The sequence below is a fragment of the Vibrio sp. LQ2 genome, assembly GCF_023920125.1.
GTDB lineage: Bacteria > Pseudomonadota > Gammaproteobacteria > Enterobacterales > Vibrionaceae > Vibrio > Vibrio fluvialis.
On record NZ_CP085308.1, the window covers coordinates 3704550 to 3719185 of the forward strand.

General features: G+C 51.5%; 14 protein-coding genes. 2 read left to right on the forward strand and 12 right to left on the reverse strand.

Features of this window, described 5'->3' with window-relative positions; genetic code table 11:
- The first annotated feature begins 169 nt into the window (after positions 1-169).
- Positions 170-2971 carry a two-component sensor histidine kinase BarA gene (gene barA, locus LGV68_RS17220; RefSeq protein ID WP_252535723.1) on the forward strand — a complete coding sequence of 934 codons (2802 nt, stop codon included), beginning with the start codon at positions 170-172 and terminating at the stop codon, positions 2969-2971.
- Between the two features lie 67 nt (positions 2972-3038).
- Here barA and acpS read toward each other — a convergent pair whose 3' ends face one another.
- The 11 genes from acpS to rpoE all read right to left on the reverse strand — a co-directional run bounded on the left by acpS (position 3039) and on the right by rpoE (position 12184).
- Positions 3039-3416, reverse strand: a complete 378-nt coding sequence (gene acpS / locus LGV68_RS17225; protein WP_032081245.1) for a holo-ACP synthase — start codon at positions 3414-3416, stop codon at positions 3039-3041.
- Between the two features lie 5 nt (positions 3417-3421).
- Entirely contained in the window at positions 3422-4153 is a 732-nt protein-coding gene (gene pdxJ / locus LGV68_RS17230) for a pyridoxine 5'-phosphate synthase (protein ID WP_020332165.1), read from the reverse strand.
- Positions 4150-4875, reverse strand: a complete 726-nt coding sequence (gene recO, locus LGV68_RS17235; protein WP_020332164.1) for a DNA repair protein RecO — start codon at positions 4873-4875, stop codon at positions 4150-4152. Before recO ends, pdxJ begins: the two co-directional genes overlap by 4 nt.
- Positions 4876-4952: 77 nt before the next feature.
- Entirely contained in the window at positions 4953-5918 is a 966-nt protein-coding gene (era, locus tag LGV68_RS17240; RefSeq protein ID WP_032081247.1) for a GTPase Era, read from the reverse strand.
- Positions 5911-6588 carry a ribonuclease III gene (rnc, locus tag LGV68_RS17245; RefSeq protein WP_020332162.1) on the reverse strand — a complete coding sequence of 226 codons (678 nt, stop codon included), beginning with the start codon at positions 6586-6588 and terminating at the stop codon, positions 5911-5913. The genes era and rnc overlap by 8 nt, the downstream gene beginning before the upstream one ends.
- 35 nt (positions 6589-6623) lie before the next feature.
- Positions 6624-7520, reverse strand: a complete 897-nt coding sequence (gene lepB, locus LGV68_RS17250) for a signal peptidase I (protein WP_020332161.1) — start codon at positions 7518-7520, stop codon at positions 6624-6626.
- A 91-nt stretch (positions 7521-7611) separates the two neighbouring features.
- Positions 7612-9405, reverse strand: a complete 1794-nt coding sequence (gene lepA / locus LGV68_RS17255) for a translation elongation factor 4 (RefSeq protein WP_020332160.1) — start codon at positions 9403-9405, stop codon at positions 7612-7614.
- A 114-nt stretch (positions 9406-9519) separates the two neighbouring features.
- Positions 9520-9990, reverse strand: coding sequence for a SoxR reducing system RseC family protein (locus LGV68_RS17260; RefSeq protein ID WP_165881245.1), 471 nt, complete (start codon positions 9988-9990; stop codon positions 9520-9522).
- Entirely contained in the window at positions 9987-10955 is a 969-nt protein-coding gene (gene rseB / locus LGV68_RS17265; protein WP_020332158.1) for a sigma-E factor regulatory protein RseB, read from the reverse strand. Before rseB ends, LGV68_RS17260 begins: the two co-directional genes overlap by 4 nt.
- A complete protein-coding gene (locus LGV68_RS17270; RefSeq protein ID WP_199252524.1) occupies positions 10952-11581 on the reverse strand; it encodes a sigma-E factor negative regulatory protein in 630 nt (209 codons plus the stop codon). Before LGV68_RS17270 ends, rseB begins: the two co-directional genes overlap by 4 nt.
- Positions 11582-11611: 30 nt before the next feature.
- Complete coding sequence (rpoE, locus tag LGV68_RS17275) at positions 11612-12184, reverse strand: RNA polymerase sigma factor RpoE (protein WP_020332156.1); 573 nt, start codon at positions 12182-12184, stop codon at positions 11612-11614.
- A 469-nt stretch (positions 12185-12653) separates the two neighbouring features.
- On the opposite strand from rpoE, the gene nadB reads away from it, so the two are divergent.
- Positions 12654-14264 carry an L-aspartate oxidase gene (gene nadB, locus LGV68_RS17280; protein ID WP_020332155.1) on the forward strand — a complete coding sequence of 537 codons (1611 nt, stop codon included), beginning with the start codon at positions 12654-12656 and terminating at the stop codon, positions 14262-14264.
- An 18-nt stretch (positions 14265-14282) separates the two neighbouring features.
- Here nadB and LGV68_RS17285 read toward each other — a convergent pair whose 3' ends face one another.
- Complete coding sequence (locus LGV68_RS17285) at positions 14283-14600, reverse strand: protein YgfX (protein WP_158130576.1); 318 nt, start codon at positions 14598-14600, stop codon at positions 14283-14285.
- Positions 14601-14636 lie beyond the last annotated feature (36 nt).

A 14636-nucleotide genomic window follows, 5' to 3' on the forward strand; every position in this document is an offset into this window, starting at 1 on the left:
GTGCCTAAATGTGATTTATATGATGGTTTTCGCCCCCGAATCACTATTCTGTCCGGGGAAGATTGTCGAAGTAACTGTACTTGAATTAAGCTAACCGCTTATTCGATACTCCGGCGAATCATTTTGTCCGGTTATTTTCCCATATCCACACCACGATGTTTAGACAATAATGACCCGATATGGCTTACGTGCGCGCGTAATTACTCTGACTCTGGCTCCGACCCTGATTATCGGGCTGTTGCTCAGCGCCCTGTTTTCCTTCAACCGCTATCATGATCTGGAGACGCAAGTCCTCAATGCCGGCGCCAGTATCATTGAACCACTGGCGATTGCCAGTGAAGATGCGCTGAAAAATCAGAGCCGCGAATCGGTGCGCCGCATCATCAGTTACGCACACCGCAAGAATTCTAAATTTGTCCGCAGTATCGCGGTATTTGACGCGCGCCATGAGCTGTTCGTCACCTCCAACTTCCATCCCAATTTCGAAGCGCTGATGTACCCGAAGGACAAACCGATCCCGGTCCTCAGCAGCTCACAACTGGATGACAACACCCTGATCCTGCGCACACCAATCCTGGCTGAAAGCCGTTTGGTCGAAGATAACCTTAATGCGCAATCCACCCCAGTGCTGGGTTACATCGCTATTGAACTGGATCTCTCGTCACTGCGCCTGCAGCAATATCAGGAAATTTTCTCCGCCTGTCTGGTGCTGATCATGGGACTGCTGCTGTCCGGCGTATTTGCCTTCCGTCTGATGCACGACGTGACCCGCCCGATTACGCACATGAAAAATATGGTCGACCGCATTCGCCGCGGCCATCTTGATGTGCGTATCGAAGGCAAAATGCACGGCGAGCTCGATTCGCTGAAAAAAGGCATCAACGCAATGGCGGTCTCGCTGTCGGAATACCACGTAGAGATGCAGCACAGCATCGATCAGGCGACTTCGGATTTGCGCGAAACGCTGGAACAGTTGGAGATCCAGAACGTCGAGCTGGATATCGCGAAAAAACGCGCGCAGGAAGCGGCGCGGGTCAAATCGGAATTCCTCGCCAACATGTCGCACGAGCTGCGCACTCCGCTGAATGGTGTGATTGGCTTTACCCGTCAGATGCTAAAAACCCAGCTGACTAACAGTCAGGCCGATTACCTGCAAACAATTGAAAAGTCGGCCAACAACCTGCTAACCATCATCAATGACATTCTCGACTTCTCGAAACTGGAAGCGGGCAAACTGGCACTGGAAAACATTCCGTTTGAGTTCCAGGAAACGCTGGAAGAAGTGGTTAATCTGCAAGCCACCAGCGCGCATGAAAAAGGGCTGGAAATCACGCTCAAAGTGGATCCGAAGATCCCGGCCGGTCTGGTCGGCGACCCGCTGCGTATTCAACAAGTACTGACCAACCTGGTCGGTAACTCCATCAAGTTTACCGAGCGTGGCAACATCGACATCAGTGTCGAAATGCGTTCGCAGCGCGATGATGTGGTAGAACTGCAATTTATGGTGCGTGATACCGGGATTGGTATTTCCGAGCGTCAGCAAGCGCAGTTGTTCCAGGCCTTCAGTCAGGCCGACGCCAGCATTTCACGTCGCTACGGCGGCACTGGTTTGGGTTTGGTTATTACCCAGAAACTGGTCAGCCAGATGGGCGGCGAAATCAGCCTCACCAGCCGCCTGCACCAGGGTTCCACCTTCTGGTTCACTCTGCGTCTGCACATTACCGAAATGCCAATGAGCGACTGGCTGGATCCGCAAGTACTGAGCAACAAACAATTGCTGCTGGTTGAGCCGAACATGCAGGCGGCGTCGATAGTGCAGCAACTGCTGGTGCAAGCGGGCCTGACCGTGACCTATCGTTCAGCGATGCCGGAAGAATCGGATCATTTCGATTATGTGTTGCTGAATCTGGCGCCGAGCAAAGAAACCGATGTTGAACTGGTTGAGCAGTGGGTGCAGCGTGCGATTAGTATCACCTCGAATGTGATTGTCGGTACCCCGAGTACTGAACTGGCACTGGCCGACCTGCTGATGAAGCAGTATCCGGTGCAGTGTATTACCAAGCCGCTGTCGCGTAAGAAACTGCTGCAGACGCTGATCGCGCATCAACCCGCAGTGGTGGAAGCGCCGCCGCAGGAACTGCCCGTCAAGCAAGACAAGATGCCACTCACCGTAATGGCAGTCGATGACAACCCGGCTAACCTGAAACTGATCACTGCCCTACTGCAAGAACGCGTGGATGCCGTAGTCTCCTGCACCAACGGTCAGGATGCGATTGAGCAAGCTCGCCAGCGTCACTTCGACATCGTTCTGATGGACATTCAGATGCCACACATGGACGGCGTGACGGCGTGTAAAGAGATTAAGCAACTGGAACTCAATCAGAATACGCCCGTGATTGCCGTCACCGCGCATGCGATGTCCGGCGAACGCGATCGCCTGCTTAAGGCAGGCATGGACGACTACCTGACCAAACCGATTGAAGAGCATATTCTGCAACAGGTACTGGTGCACTGGAGTCCGGAATCACTGCAGCATGACGTAAACAAGATAGAGTTGCCCGAGCCGATTGAGTTCGATGCCAACGCCATCAGCAGCGATGAGCCGGAACACAGCAACATCATCGTCGACTGGCAGGCAGCGCTCAAACAAGCGGCCAATAAGGAAGACTTGGCGCGTGAAATGCTCAAGATGCTGGTCGAGTCGATTCCGGAAGTGAATCAGGTAGTCGAAATGGCTCTGGAAGATGATGAATACTTGATTGCCGATCTGCTCCATCACGTACACAAACTGCACGGTAGTTGCTCCTACAGCGGCGTACCACGCTTGAAGAAAGTGTGTGCCACGCTGGAGCAAACGCTGCGTTCGGGCGCCAGCATCAGCGATGTCGAGCCAGAACTGTTTGAACTGCAGGATGAGATGGAAAAGGTCATTGCCACCGCGCAACCGTACTTAACCGAACAGCCCGAGTAGAGGGCTGCTACCGCAAACAAAAAAAGAGGTGCTCAGCACCTCTTTTTTATTGAGATATCGTTCTGCTTCACGCTTCGAGTATCACTGTCGCCACCGCATAGTGGCGCTCATCGGAAATGGTCAGATGCACCGACACCACTTGGCTGCGCTGCGCCAATTCCGCCGCTTTGCCACTCAGGCTCAGCAAAGGTTTACCATTGTCATCGTTGCTGATGGCAAAGTCCTGAAAACTCACGCCATGCGCAATGCCTGTACCCAGCGCCTTGGACGCCGCTTCTTTGGCAGCAAAACGCTTAGCCAGATAACGACCTTGTTGTTTCAGGCCATCAAACTGCGTGAGTTCTTGCGGCGTCAGAATGCGCTCGGCAAAAGCACGGCCACTGCGGGCCAGGGCTTTTTCAATGCGCTCAATTTCCGCGATGTCTGTACCGAGTCCGACAATCATGCTGATTAACGACGCGCGTCTTCCATCACGGCTTTCATGTCCGCGACTGCTTTTGACAGACCATCAAATACCGCGCGACCAATAATCGAGTGGCCGATATTCAGTTCGTAGATTTCCGGAATCGCTGCAATCGCCGCGACGTTGTGGTACGTCAGGCCGTGACCAGCGTTGACAGTGATGCCTTGATCGGCCGCGTAGCTTGCGGCGGCGGCGATTTTCTTCAGTTCGTTCTGCTGTTCCACTTCGCACTCAGCATCCGCATAGTGGCCAGTGTGCAGCTCGATAAACGGTGCGCCACACGCTTTTGCCGCGTCAATCTGTTCACGGTCTGCATCGATGAACAGTGACACTTTGATACCTGCTGCGGTCAGTTTTTGCGTTGCCGCTTTGACTTTTTCCAGCTGGCCAATCACGTCCAGGCCACCTTCAGTGGTCAGCTCTTCACGTTTTTCCGGAACCAGACACACAAATTCCGGTTGCGTTTGCAGCGCGATCTCCACCATTTCATCCGTCACCGCCATTTCCAGGTTCATACGGGTCTGAATCGTTTCACGCAGAATGCGCACATCACGGTCCAGGATATGGCGACGGTCTTCTCGCAGGTGAATGGTGATACCATCCGCACCCGCACGCTCTGCGATTTCCGCCGCATGCACTGGATCCGGATATTTGGTGCCGCGTGCATTACGCAAAGTGGCGACATGGTCGATATTCACACCTAAAAGAATTGAGCTCATTTTCCTATACTCCGTGCTCTGGGTTGCGTTGCTTGCCGGAACAATTCCCGGCTTTTTAAAGGTTTACCGCCAAGATACGGCTTTAAGGCAATACGTGTAAAGCGTTTTGCCGCCTGCAGCTGCTCTTTGGAGGTGAAGCGGCGTTCACTGATAGCGATCAGTTCATTGCCAAGAAATGTCAGGTTATCGCGCCGCACCGACGCAATAAAGCCTTTTTGTTCGCGATAACGGTAAGTCATGTCCGGATCGATCGGCTCCCCCGTTCCCGCGCAGTGAAGAAAATCAACGCCGTACCCCATAGAAGAGAGCAGAGCCAGTTCAAAACGGCGCAGCGGCGGCTCCGGATTATCGCACTGAGCCAGTTCGGTCAGCGCAAACAGATAGTCATGAAACAGCCCCGGCGATGGTACTTCTGGTGCCAGCACGCGTCCAACCAGTTCGTTGACGTACATCGCCGAATAGAGATGGATACCCGACAGCGGCAGCCCGAGACTGATCGCTTCTGCCTGACGCAGCGTTTTCATCGAACTGTTACCCGACCATTTGAGCAACAGAGGCGTGAACGGCTGCAATGCACCTTTGAGATTGGAGCGCTTACTGCGCGCACCTTTGGCAAGCAACGTCAGTCGTCCGTACTCTTCGCTGAACACATCCAGAATCAGGCTGGTTTCGCTGTACGGACGCCGATGGAGCACAAAGCAGCGTTGTAGGCCGTCTGACATATTGAGGAAATCCGTTCTCGCAGTGGGCAAGGCGTCAATAAAACACTGGCCCCGTAACGGAGCCAGTGCAGGATAAATTACAGGTCGTCGATATAACCCAGTGAGCGCAGCGCACGTTCGTCATCCGCCCAGCCCGATTTTACCTTCACCCAGGTTTCCAGATACACCTTGCGGCCAAACAGCTCCTCCATATCGAGACGTGCTTGGGTACCGATGGTTTTGATCTTTTCACCTTTGTTACCAATCACCATTTTCTTCTGACCGATACGCTCAACTAGAATCAGGGCGTTGATATGGAAACCGTCGGTTTCCGGGTTGTAGTCAAAGCGTTCAATCTCAACGGTCACCGAGTATGGCAGTTCTTCACCGGTGAAGCGCATCAGCTTTTCACGAATGATTTCTGATGCCATAAAGCGTTGAGAGCGGTCAGTGACGTACTCTTCCGGAAAATGGTGCACCGCTTTTGGCAGATGATCACGCACATGCTTGCGCAGCACGTCAACGTTCTTGCCGAGTTTGGCGGAAATTGGCACCACATCGACAAAGCCCATCTTGTTCGACAGCTCCATCATGTGCAGCATGACGTCGTTGCGGTCTTTCACGTTGTCGACTTTATTGACACACAGCACCACCGGGAAGTTGGCATTCTTCAGCTTGTTCAGCACCATCTCATCATCGGCGGTCCAGTGCGTGCCTTCCACCACAAAAAACACCAGATTCACGTCGCTGAGCGAGCTGCTCGCCGCACGGTTCATCAGGCGGTTGATGGCGCGTTTTTCTTCAATGTGCAGTCCCGGTGTATCGACGTAAATCGCCTGATAATCACCATCGGTGTCCACGCCCATGATGCGGTGACGCGTGGTTTGTGGTTTGCGCGACGTGATCGAAATCTTCTGGCCGAGAATGTTATTCAGCAGCGTCGATTTACCTACGTTCGGACGACCGACGATCGCCACGAAACCACAGTGTTGATTGTCTGGTGAAGATGAACTTTCACCACTGGATGCAAAATATGCATCGATATCGAATTCTTGATCAGACATTTGTCAATTGCTCTAGTGCCGTTTCTGCAGCCGCTTGTTCTGCCTTGCGGCGGCTCGTACCTTTACCAATCACAGGCTCTCCGATGCCTGCAATTTCACACGCTACAGTGAATTCCTGATTGTGTGCCTCACCTTTAATATTAGTCACAGTGTAGACAGGCAGCGGTTTTCTTCTGCCCTGAAGGAATTCCTGCAGACGAGTTTTCGGGTCTTTTTGCGAAACGCCCGGCTTAATCGCTTCCAGACGAGACTGATACCAGCTCAGCACAATAGTGCGCACCATTTCGATATCGCTATCGAGATAGATGGCACCGATAATCGCTTCTACTGCATCGGCCAGAATTGAATCACGACGGAAACCGCCACTCTTCAACTCGCCTGGACCTAATTTTAAGTAATCTCCTAGGTCGAATTCACGGCCCAGTTCTGCAAGCGTATTACCACGCACCAAAGTTGCACGCATGCGACTCATGTCGCCTTCGTTTACCTTCGGGAAACGACGATAAAGATCATCTGCAATGACAAAACTTAAAATTGAATCGCCCAGAAACTCAAGACGTTCATTGTGTTTACCATTGGCGCTGCGGTGTGTCAGCGCCAAAGAGATAAGCTCAGCATTATTGAATTGATAGCCGAGCTTAGTTTCTAGTCTACTAATTGGAGAATTCATACTCTCTCGATGTGTTGCGATCAGCTGTCGCTGATCTAGTTAATGCCACCGATGCGGTTGAAACGCACACCAGTTGGAATCCAAGCCGGCAGCACGCTGTCTGGCGTACGATCAAACTCAAAGCTGATCCAAATCGCCACGGCTTTACCGACTAAGTTAGCTTCTGGAACAAAGCCCCAAAAACGGCTGTCAGCACTGTTGTCACGGTTATCACCCATCACAAAATAGTGCCCTTGCGGAACCACCCATTCGTTCACACCACGGCGCGGCTGATATTCAGCGACATCGTCAATGCGCAGCGGGTTAATAAGAATGTTGTGTTTCACTTGTCCCAGCTGCTCATCAAGTTGAATCAGCGGGATATTATTCTGAATGAACGGACTCTCCACCACGTTGGAAAGCTTCACTTGTTTGCATTGCGATTCGCCTTTTGGCTGAATACACACTTCTTTGGTACTGCTGTAGCGTACCGTGTCGCCCGGCATGCCGACCACACGTTTGATGTAATCCACATTAGGGTTTTTCGGGTATTTGAATACCACGATATCGCCGCGTTGTGGTTTGCCCGTTTCGAGCAGTTGCGTGCGCCACACCGGATCTTTCAGACCGTATGCGTATTTTTCGACCAGAATAAAATCGCCCACCAGCAGAGTTGGCATCATCGAACCGGACGGGATCTGGAACGGTTCAAACACAAACGAACGCAGCACCAGAACAAACGCAATCACAGGGAAAATCGACACCGAGTTTTCCACCCACCACGGTTGTGGATGGATTTTCGCCGTCAAAGAGGCATCAATACCGTGGTTTTCACTTTGTAGTTGCGCCATTTTTGCCTGACGCTTCTTCGCCCACACCCATTTTTCCAGTGCCCAAATGACACCAGTCACGAGTGTGATGATGACCAGAATGAGTGAAAATGTATTAGCCATTGACTTCCCTTATCTAAAAATACGAAAGTGAAAGAGCCGAGACCCTTTCACTTGAGAGTTAATGCAAGCAACCTAACGTAGACAACAGAGTTTAGTCTTTGCCTACGTGAAGAATGGCTAAGAACGCTTCTTGTGGAAGCTCAACGTTACCGATTTGCTTCATGCGTTTCTTACCTTCTTTCTGTTTCTTCAACAGTTTCTTCTTACGGCTCACGTCACCACCGTAACATTTCGCCAGTACGTTTTTACGTAGCTGTTTCACGGTTGAACGCGCGATGATGTGGTTACCGATCGCCGCCTGAATCGCGATATCAAACATCTGACGAGGAATGAACTCTTTCATCTTCTCAACCAGCTGACGACCGCGCGTCTGAGACTGATCTTTGTGCGTGATGATCGCCAGAGCATCCACTTTGTCGCCGTTCAGCAGCACGTCTACACGTACCATGTTCGACGCTTCAAAACGCTGGAAGCCGTAATCCAGAGAAGCGTAGCCACGAGAGGTCGATTTCAGACGGTCGAAGAAATCCAGAACCACTTCGGCCATAGGAATATCGTACGTCAGCGCAACCTGATTACCGTGGTAAACCATGTCAACCTGAATACCGCGTTTTTCAATACACAGTGTAATCACGTTACCCAGGTAATCCGCTGGAACCAGAATGTTACAGCGCGCAATCGGCTCGCGAATTTCTTCTACATCGTTAATAGCAGGCAGTTTGGCCGGGCTATCAACATGCATGATTTCTTTGTCAGTCTTCAGAACTTCGTACACTACGGTTGGTGCCGTGGTGATCAGATCCAGATCGTATTCACGCTCCAGACGTTCCTGAATGATTTCCATGTGCAGCATGCCAAGGAAACCACAACGGAAACCAAAGCCCAGAGCCGCAGACGTTTCTGGTTCGTAGAACAGCGACGCATCGTTCAGGCTGAGTTTACCCAGCGCATCACGGAAAGCTTCGTAGTCGTCAGACGACACTGGGAACAGACCCGCATAAACCTGAGGTTTGACTTTCTTAAAGCCTGGCAGTGGTTTGTCACAGCCGTTCTTCGCCAGCGTCAGGGTATCACCTACTGGCGCGCCAAGAATGTCTTTAATACCACACACAACCCAGCCCACTTCACCCGTTTCGAGATCGTTAGTGTCGACTTGTTTTGGTGTGAAAATACCTAAGCGATCCACACCCCAAACCTGGCCAGTGCTCATCACTTTGATCTTATCGTTTTTCTTCAGCTTACCGTTTTTGATTCGAACCAGAGACACTACACCCAGGTAGTTATCGAACCAAGAGTCGATGATCAGCGCTTGTAGCGGTGCATCAGGATCGCCTTCTGGTGCTGGAATCGCAGACACGATTTTTTCCAGTACATCATCAACACCAACGCCGGTTTTCGCTGAACAACGTACAGCGTCAATCGCATCGATACCGACGATGTCTTCAATCTCTTCAGCCACACGCTCCGGCTCTGCCGCTGGCAGGTCGATCTTGTTCAGGATTGGCACGACTTCCAGATCCATTTCGATCGCGGTGTAACAGTTGGCCAATGTTTGCGCTTCTACGCCTTGACCCGCGTCCACCACCAGCAGTGCACCTTCACACGCAGCCAGAGAACGAGACACTTCATACGAGAAGTCCACGTGTCCCGGAGTATCGATGAAGTTAAGTTGGTAGGTTTCGCCATCTTTTGCATGGTAATCGAGAGTCACACTCTGCGCTTTGATGGTGATACCACGCTCACGTTCAAGGTCCATGGAATCAAGAACTTGCTCGGCCATTTCACGGTCGCTTAAGCCTCCACAGACTTGGATTAAGCGGTCAGACAGGGTCGATTTACCATGGTCAATGTGGGCGATAATCGAAAAGTTACGAATGTGCTTCATAGGTTTGGGATGACTAAACTCTTTACTAATTAGGACATAAGAAAGGCCGCAGCTGGCGGCATTTCATTCAAGTTGGCCGATTCTACCCAATTTCGTTGGGGTTCGCACCATAATTTAGGCGATGGGTTGCCCAAGGACACGCAGCAGAACCACCTCTTGTGCAGAGCGCTTCTCCAGTCGCGTCGACCAGCGTTTCGCCATCGCGATGCCTAATCCGATAAACAGCAGAGACGTGAGGATAATCGCGCCTTCGCCCATGCCGAGCAGCGGTGCCAGCCAGGCATCCGCCAGCCAGGCGCCGAGAATCATCATCAGTAGCGGAACCAGATAAACCAGCGCCGCTGACTGCAGCAGGCTTTTCTCAGGAAAACCGATTTCAACCACCTGACCCTGCTCGACTTTTTTGTCAGTATCCAGTTGCCAGAACAGTGATTTATTGCCGATCGCTTTCGAGACAATCCCTGTGCCACAGCTTTTTGAAGACGCACAGCTGTTGCAACTTGTCTGCTGCTCACAACTGAGTTCAACATGATAGCCGTGTTTTTGGCTTGCTACGGCAGTCACTGTGGCTAATGCGGTCATCATGGTTTCGGTGCTCCGTCAGTATGGAACACCACCGATTGTGCGATGCGTTTGGCGGTATCCGGCGGAATATCGCCCACCACAGAAATTTCACTGTCGCCTTTCACAAAGCTGTGCAACGTGCGGCGGCCCTGACGAACCAACTGACCTTTAAGGGAGAAGTTGTCACTGGCAGACACATAGACTGAGAAGCTGAACAGCCCATCAGAGAACATCTGGCTCTCCACCAGACGTTCCGTAATCGCCATGCGGTAACGGTTCAGCTCCAATGGTTTAAAGCCTTCCGGCGTCCAACCCACCGACCAGAATGTGTCAGTGATATTGCCTTTAGGCAGTGACAGCACTTCTGGCAGCTGTACTTTATTCAGCCCGGCCATCAGTTCAGCCAGTTTGTCGCTGACTGAGTATGAAATGGTGCGGTATTGCTCCAGCACTTCACCATCGCGGTCAACCAGATCGGCTCGTAACGGCAGATTGCTGTGTTCATCAACCCACAACACATACGAATAACGCAGACCATCTTTCGGGACGATACGCAGCACCTGACAAGCGGCGCCAGCTTCACGAGCGCGCCCTACTTTGACAAAGTCGTAGTACTGGCTGAGTTCATCAACATCGCTGTTGAGCATCGGAATGGTCGGTGCCACCATGTTGCCCGATTCGATCGTGAAAGGTTCAACACCCGGCTCGACGTAGCTGACTTCGTTGCCACGACGAATCACTTCGCGCACAGGCCCACTGAGATACACCAGATGAGCCAGCTGTTGATCGTTGGCTTCACGCGCATGACGATACAACAAAGGTTCAATGCTGTTTTTCTTAATCAGGATATAAGACAGTTCATAATTGAGATGCTGACTGGCTTCGTTCATTTGATGCAACAACGCCTCTGCAGATTCTTCCTCTGCAAAGGCGGTACTGGTGCCCAAACTGAACAGTGTCAGCACACTGATCAGAAGTTTCTTCATTCAACTACCGGTTCGACTGGATCGGACTGAGAACCCAGGTTCTCACTGTTCAATCTTAATTGCAGTTCATAGTCTTGCAGCAAGGCGTTTACACGACGACGCTGCTCTTGAACATTCGCTTCATTACTGTGTCTTTCGACAGATTCACGAGTCAGGCTAACAGGTTCTGCACTGCCTGAAAACGGAACCGTTTGCAGCACAGGTAACTGATCCTGCTGTGGCGTTGTGCCGTCACCGCCGCCATATTGCTGCACACCAATGATTACCGCTAAAGATACGCAAGCTGCAACGGCAACTTGTCCAAACTGGGATAACCAAGCTGGTAACTGACGACGAGCCTGCTCAGGTTTTGGCTGAGCTTCGACGCGGGCTTGGTTGAGGTCGGTAACATTTGTGCTGGCAGTGCTAAACGAGGTATGCGTAGGTTCATTTTCCAACGCTAATGCCACACTTTCAGCGATATTCCATTCTGGTCGTACAGGCGCATCGCCACGCATCACATCACCAATCAGATGGTAATTTTTCCACGTGTCGAGACTGTCACTGTCGCTGGCCAATTCTTGAATCAGCAGCTTGTCGACCAGTTCTCCATCCATGAGAGCTGAAAGTTTCTCTTTGTCAGCCATTATTTTCACCATTGTTTTTGCCGGTTTGCGCTATAAAAGAGGTTTGATTCTCTTTTCTACCGCTTCACGAGCACGGAAGATACGAGAACGCACCGTACCTACGGGGCAATCCATGACTTCTGCGATATCTTCGTAACTCAAGCCATCAAGCTCGCGCAACGTCATCGCGGTTTTTAAATCTTCAGGCAACGCTTCTATCGCACTAAACACCGCCTGCTTTAACTCTTTGGACAGCGTAATGTTTTCTGGGTTCGATATTTCTTTTAACGCGTTGCCGCTTTCGTAAAATTCAGCTTCTTCAGCATCAACATCATTTGCCGGCGGACGACGGCTTTGCGCCACGATGTGATTTTTTGCGGTATTAACAGCAATACGGTAAAGCCAAGTGTAAAACGCACTTTCGCCGCGAAAGGTCGGAATAGCGCGATAAGCCTTAATAAAGGCTTCCTGGGCAACATCCGCCACATCTCCTGAATTGCTCACATACCTGGAGATAAGATTGCAGACCTTGTTTTGATATCTAAGTACCAAAAGATTAAACGCTTGCTTATCTCCGTTCTGAACTCGCTCAATCAACACTTGATCGGTCAGCTGCTCGTTCATTCGAGCGGTTACTCCTATTGTTATATCCCGTACCTTCTCAGATATGGGCTCTAATTATGCAGAATGTTATCTTGACACCACTGCCTACATGAGCACTATTGTGACTCAGTCGCGCAGGGAAAGTTCAATTCTGTGTGAATTTTTTTACCATTCACCAATCGCATTGTGATGTAATCTAGGTTCCTGGAAAACTCCCTGAATATTGGGGACAGGAATCGGAAAAGACAATAGCATTTACAAAGTATTGCTTTTAGCGCGAAGATAAAGCCCTCAAAGAATTTCGGGTCATGCCTATGACCACCCGACACTTTGAAGCAAAACGGACTCACGTTGTATTGTTCCCTGACAATTAGGCCATTCAGATGACACGGTTGCTCAATCTCGCTAGCGGGCAACGGGAACACAGCGTGCTGTATTTTAAACTTAGAGTAGGACCACTCTAACTTTAGTTCGGGAATATAAACATTTTATGAACGCCAACCGAGAACATCAGTGTGATGTATTAGTCGTGGGAAGTGGTGCCGCAGGCTTGTCGTTAGCCCTGCGTGTGGCCAAGCATAGCAAAGTCATCGTTCTGAGTAAGGGCCCTCGCAGCGAAGGGTCAACCTATTATGCTCAGGGCGGAATTGCCGCCGTGTTTGATGAATCGGACAGCATTGATTCTCACGTTCAGGATACTCTCATTGCCGGCGCAGGGATTTGCGAAGAAGGCACGGTTCGCTTTATTGCCGAACACGCCAAAGAGTGTGTGCAGTGGCTGATCGATGGCGGTGTACCGTTTGATAAAGAAGAAGACAGTGACGAAGACGAGCCGCGTTATCACCTGACTCGTGAAGGCGGCCACAGTCATCGCCGCATTCTGCATGCCGCCGATGCCACTGGCATGGCCGTGCAAACGTCTCTGCAGGACAACGTTCATAATCACCCGAACATTACGTTGCTTGAGCGCTACAACGCGCTGGACTTAATCACTGAAGATAAAGTTGGCGGCCGCGCCGACAAAGTCGTCGGTGCCTATGTCTGGAACCGTAACGAAGAACACGTCGAAGTCATTCGCGCCAAGTTTGTGGTTCTCGCCACTGGCGGCGCATCAAAAGTGTACCAGTACACCTCAAACCCGGATGTCTCTTCCGGTGACGGGATCGCGATTGCGTGGCGTGCCGGTTGCCGAGTGGCCAACCTGGAATTTAACCAGTTCCATCCGACTTGTTTATATCACCCGGATGCCCGTAACTTCCTGCTCACCGAAGCGCTGCGCGGCGAAGGCGCCTATCTGCGCCGTCCGGATGGTTCGCGTTTTATGCCGGACTTTGATGAACGCGCCGAGCTTGCGCCACGTGACGTGGTCGCCCGCGCGATAGACTTTGAAATGAAGCGCCTTGGCGCAGACTGCATGTATCTCGACATCAGCCACAAACCCGCCGATTTCATCGAAAAGCATTTCCCGATGATCTACAGCCGATTGATGGATCTCGGTATCGATATGACCCAAGAGCCTATCCCGATTGTTCCGGCCGCACACTACACCTGTGGCGGCGTGATGGTCAATCAGAACGGTCAGACCGACCTTGATCAGCTTTATGCGATTGGCGAAGTGAGCTACACCGGCCTGCACGGTGCCAACCGCATGGCATCGAACTCCTTGTTGGAGTGTGTGGTTTACGCTTGGTCAGCAGCGAAAGATATCCTGAGTAAATTGAAAGACGCTCAACTGCCGCCTAGCCTGCCAGGCTGGGATGAAAGTCAGGTGACCTGCTCAGACGAAGAAGTGGTCATTCAGCACAACTGGCACGAACTGCGCCTGTTTATGTGGGACTACATGGGTATCGTGCGCACCGACAAACGCCTGGAACGCGCACTACGCCGCATCCAACTGTTGCAACAGGAAACTCACGAGTACTACAGCAACTTCCGTGTATCGAACAACCTGCTGGAACTGCGTAACCTGCTGCAAGTTGCAGAGCTGATGGTACGTTGTGCGATGCAGCGCAAAGAGAGCCGAGGCCTGCACTACACGCTCGATTACCCAGAACTTCAGGAAGACAGCGGTCCGACAATTCTGACGCCGGAGCAGGAATAAATCCTAAAAACGGGAGCGCTACAGCTCCCGTTTTAGTCTCACCAATAATTGACGGTATTCCCGTTCGGAGCAGCTGTCGCGCCACAACAGCCAGCGCCGCCCTTGCCCCTCCATTACGATAAACGCAAAAGCAAACAGGTACTGCACGCGAGAAATTGCATACCGCTCGTCACCAATCTGAACGCTACCGGAAAAATCGATTTCAACATCGCCGCAGAGCGCAGGAGTCAACCATTGCTGCATAGGCAGAGCCATGCCCATACCGATAATGAGTAATGTAACAACAAGGGGGATTGGAGAGAGAAGTAACGCCCACAGCACACAACCAAAGACCATGGCGGCGACAACGCGGGCGTTATAAGAAGGAGTTAG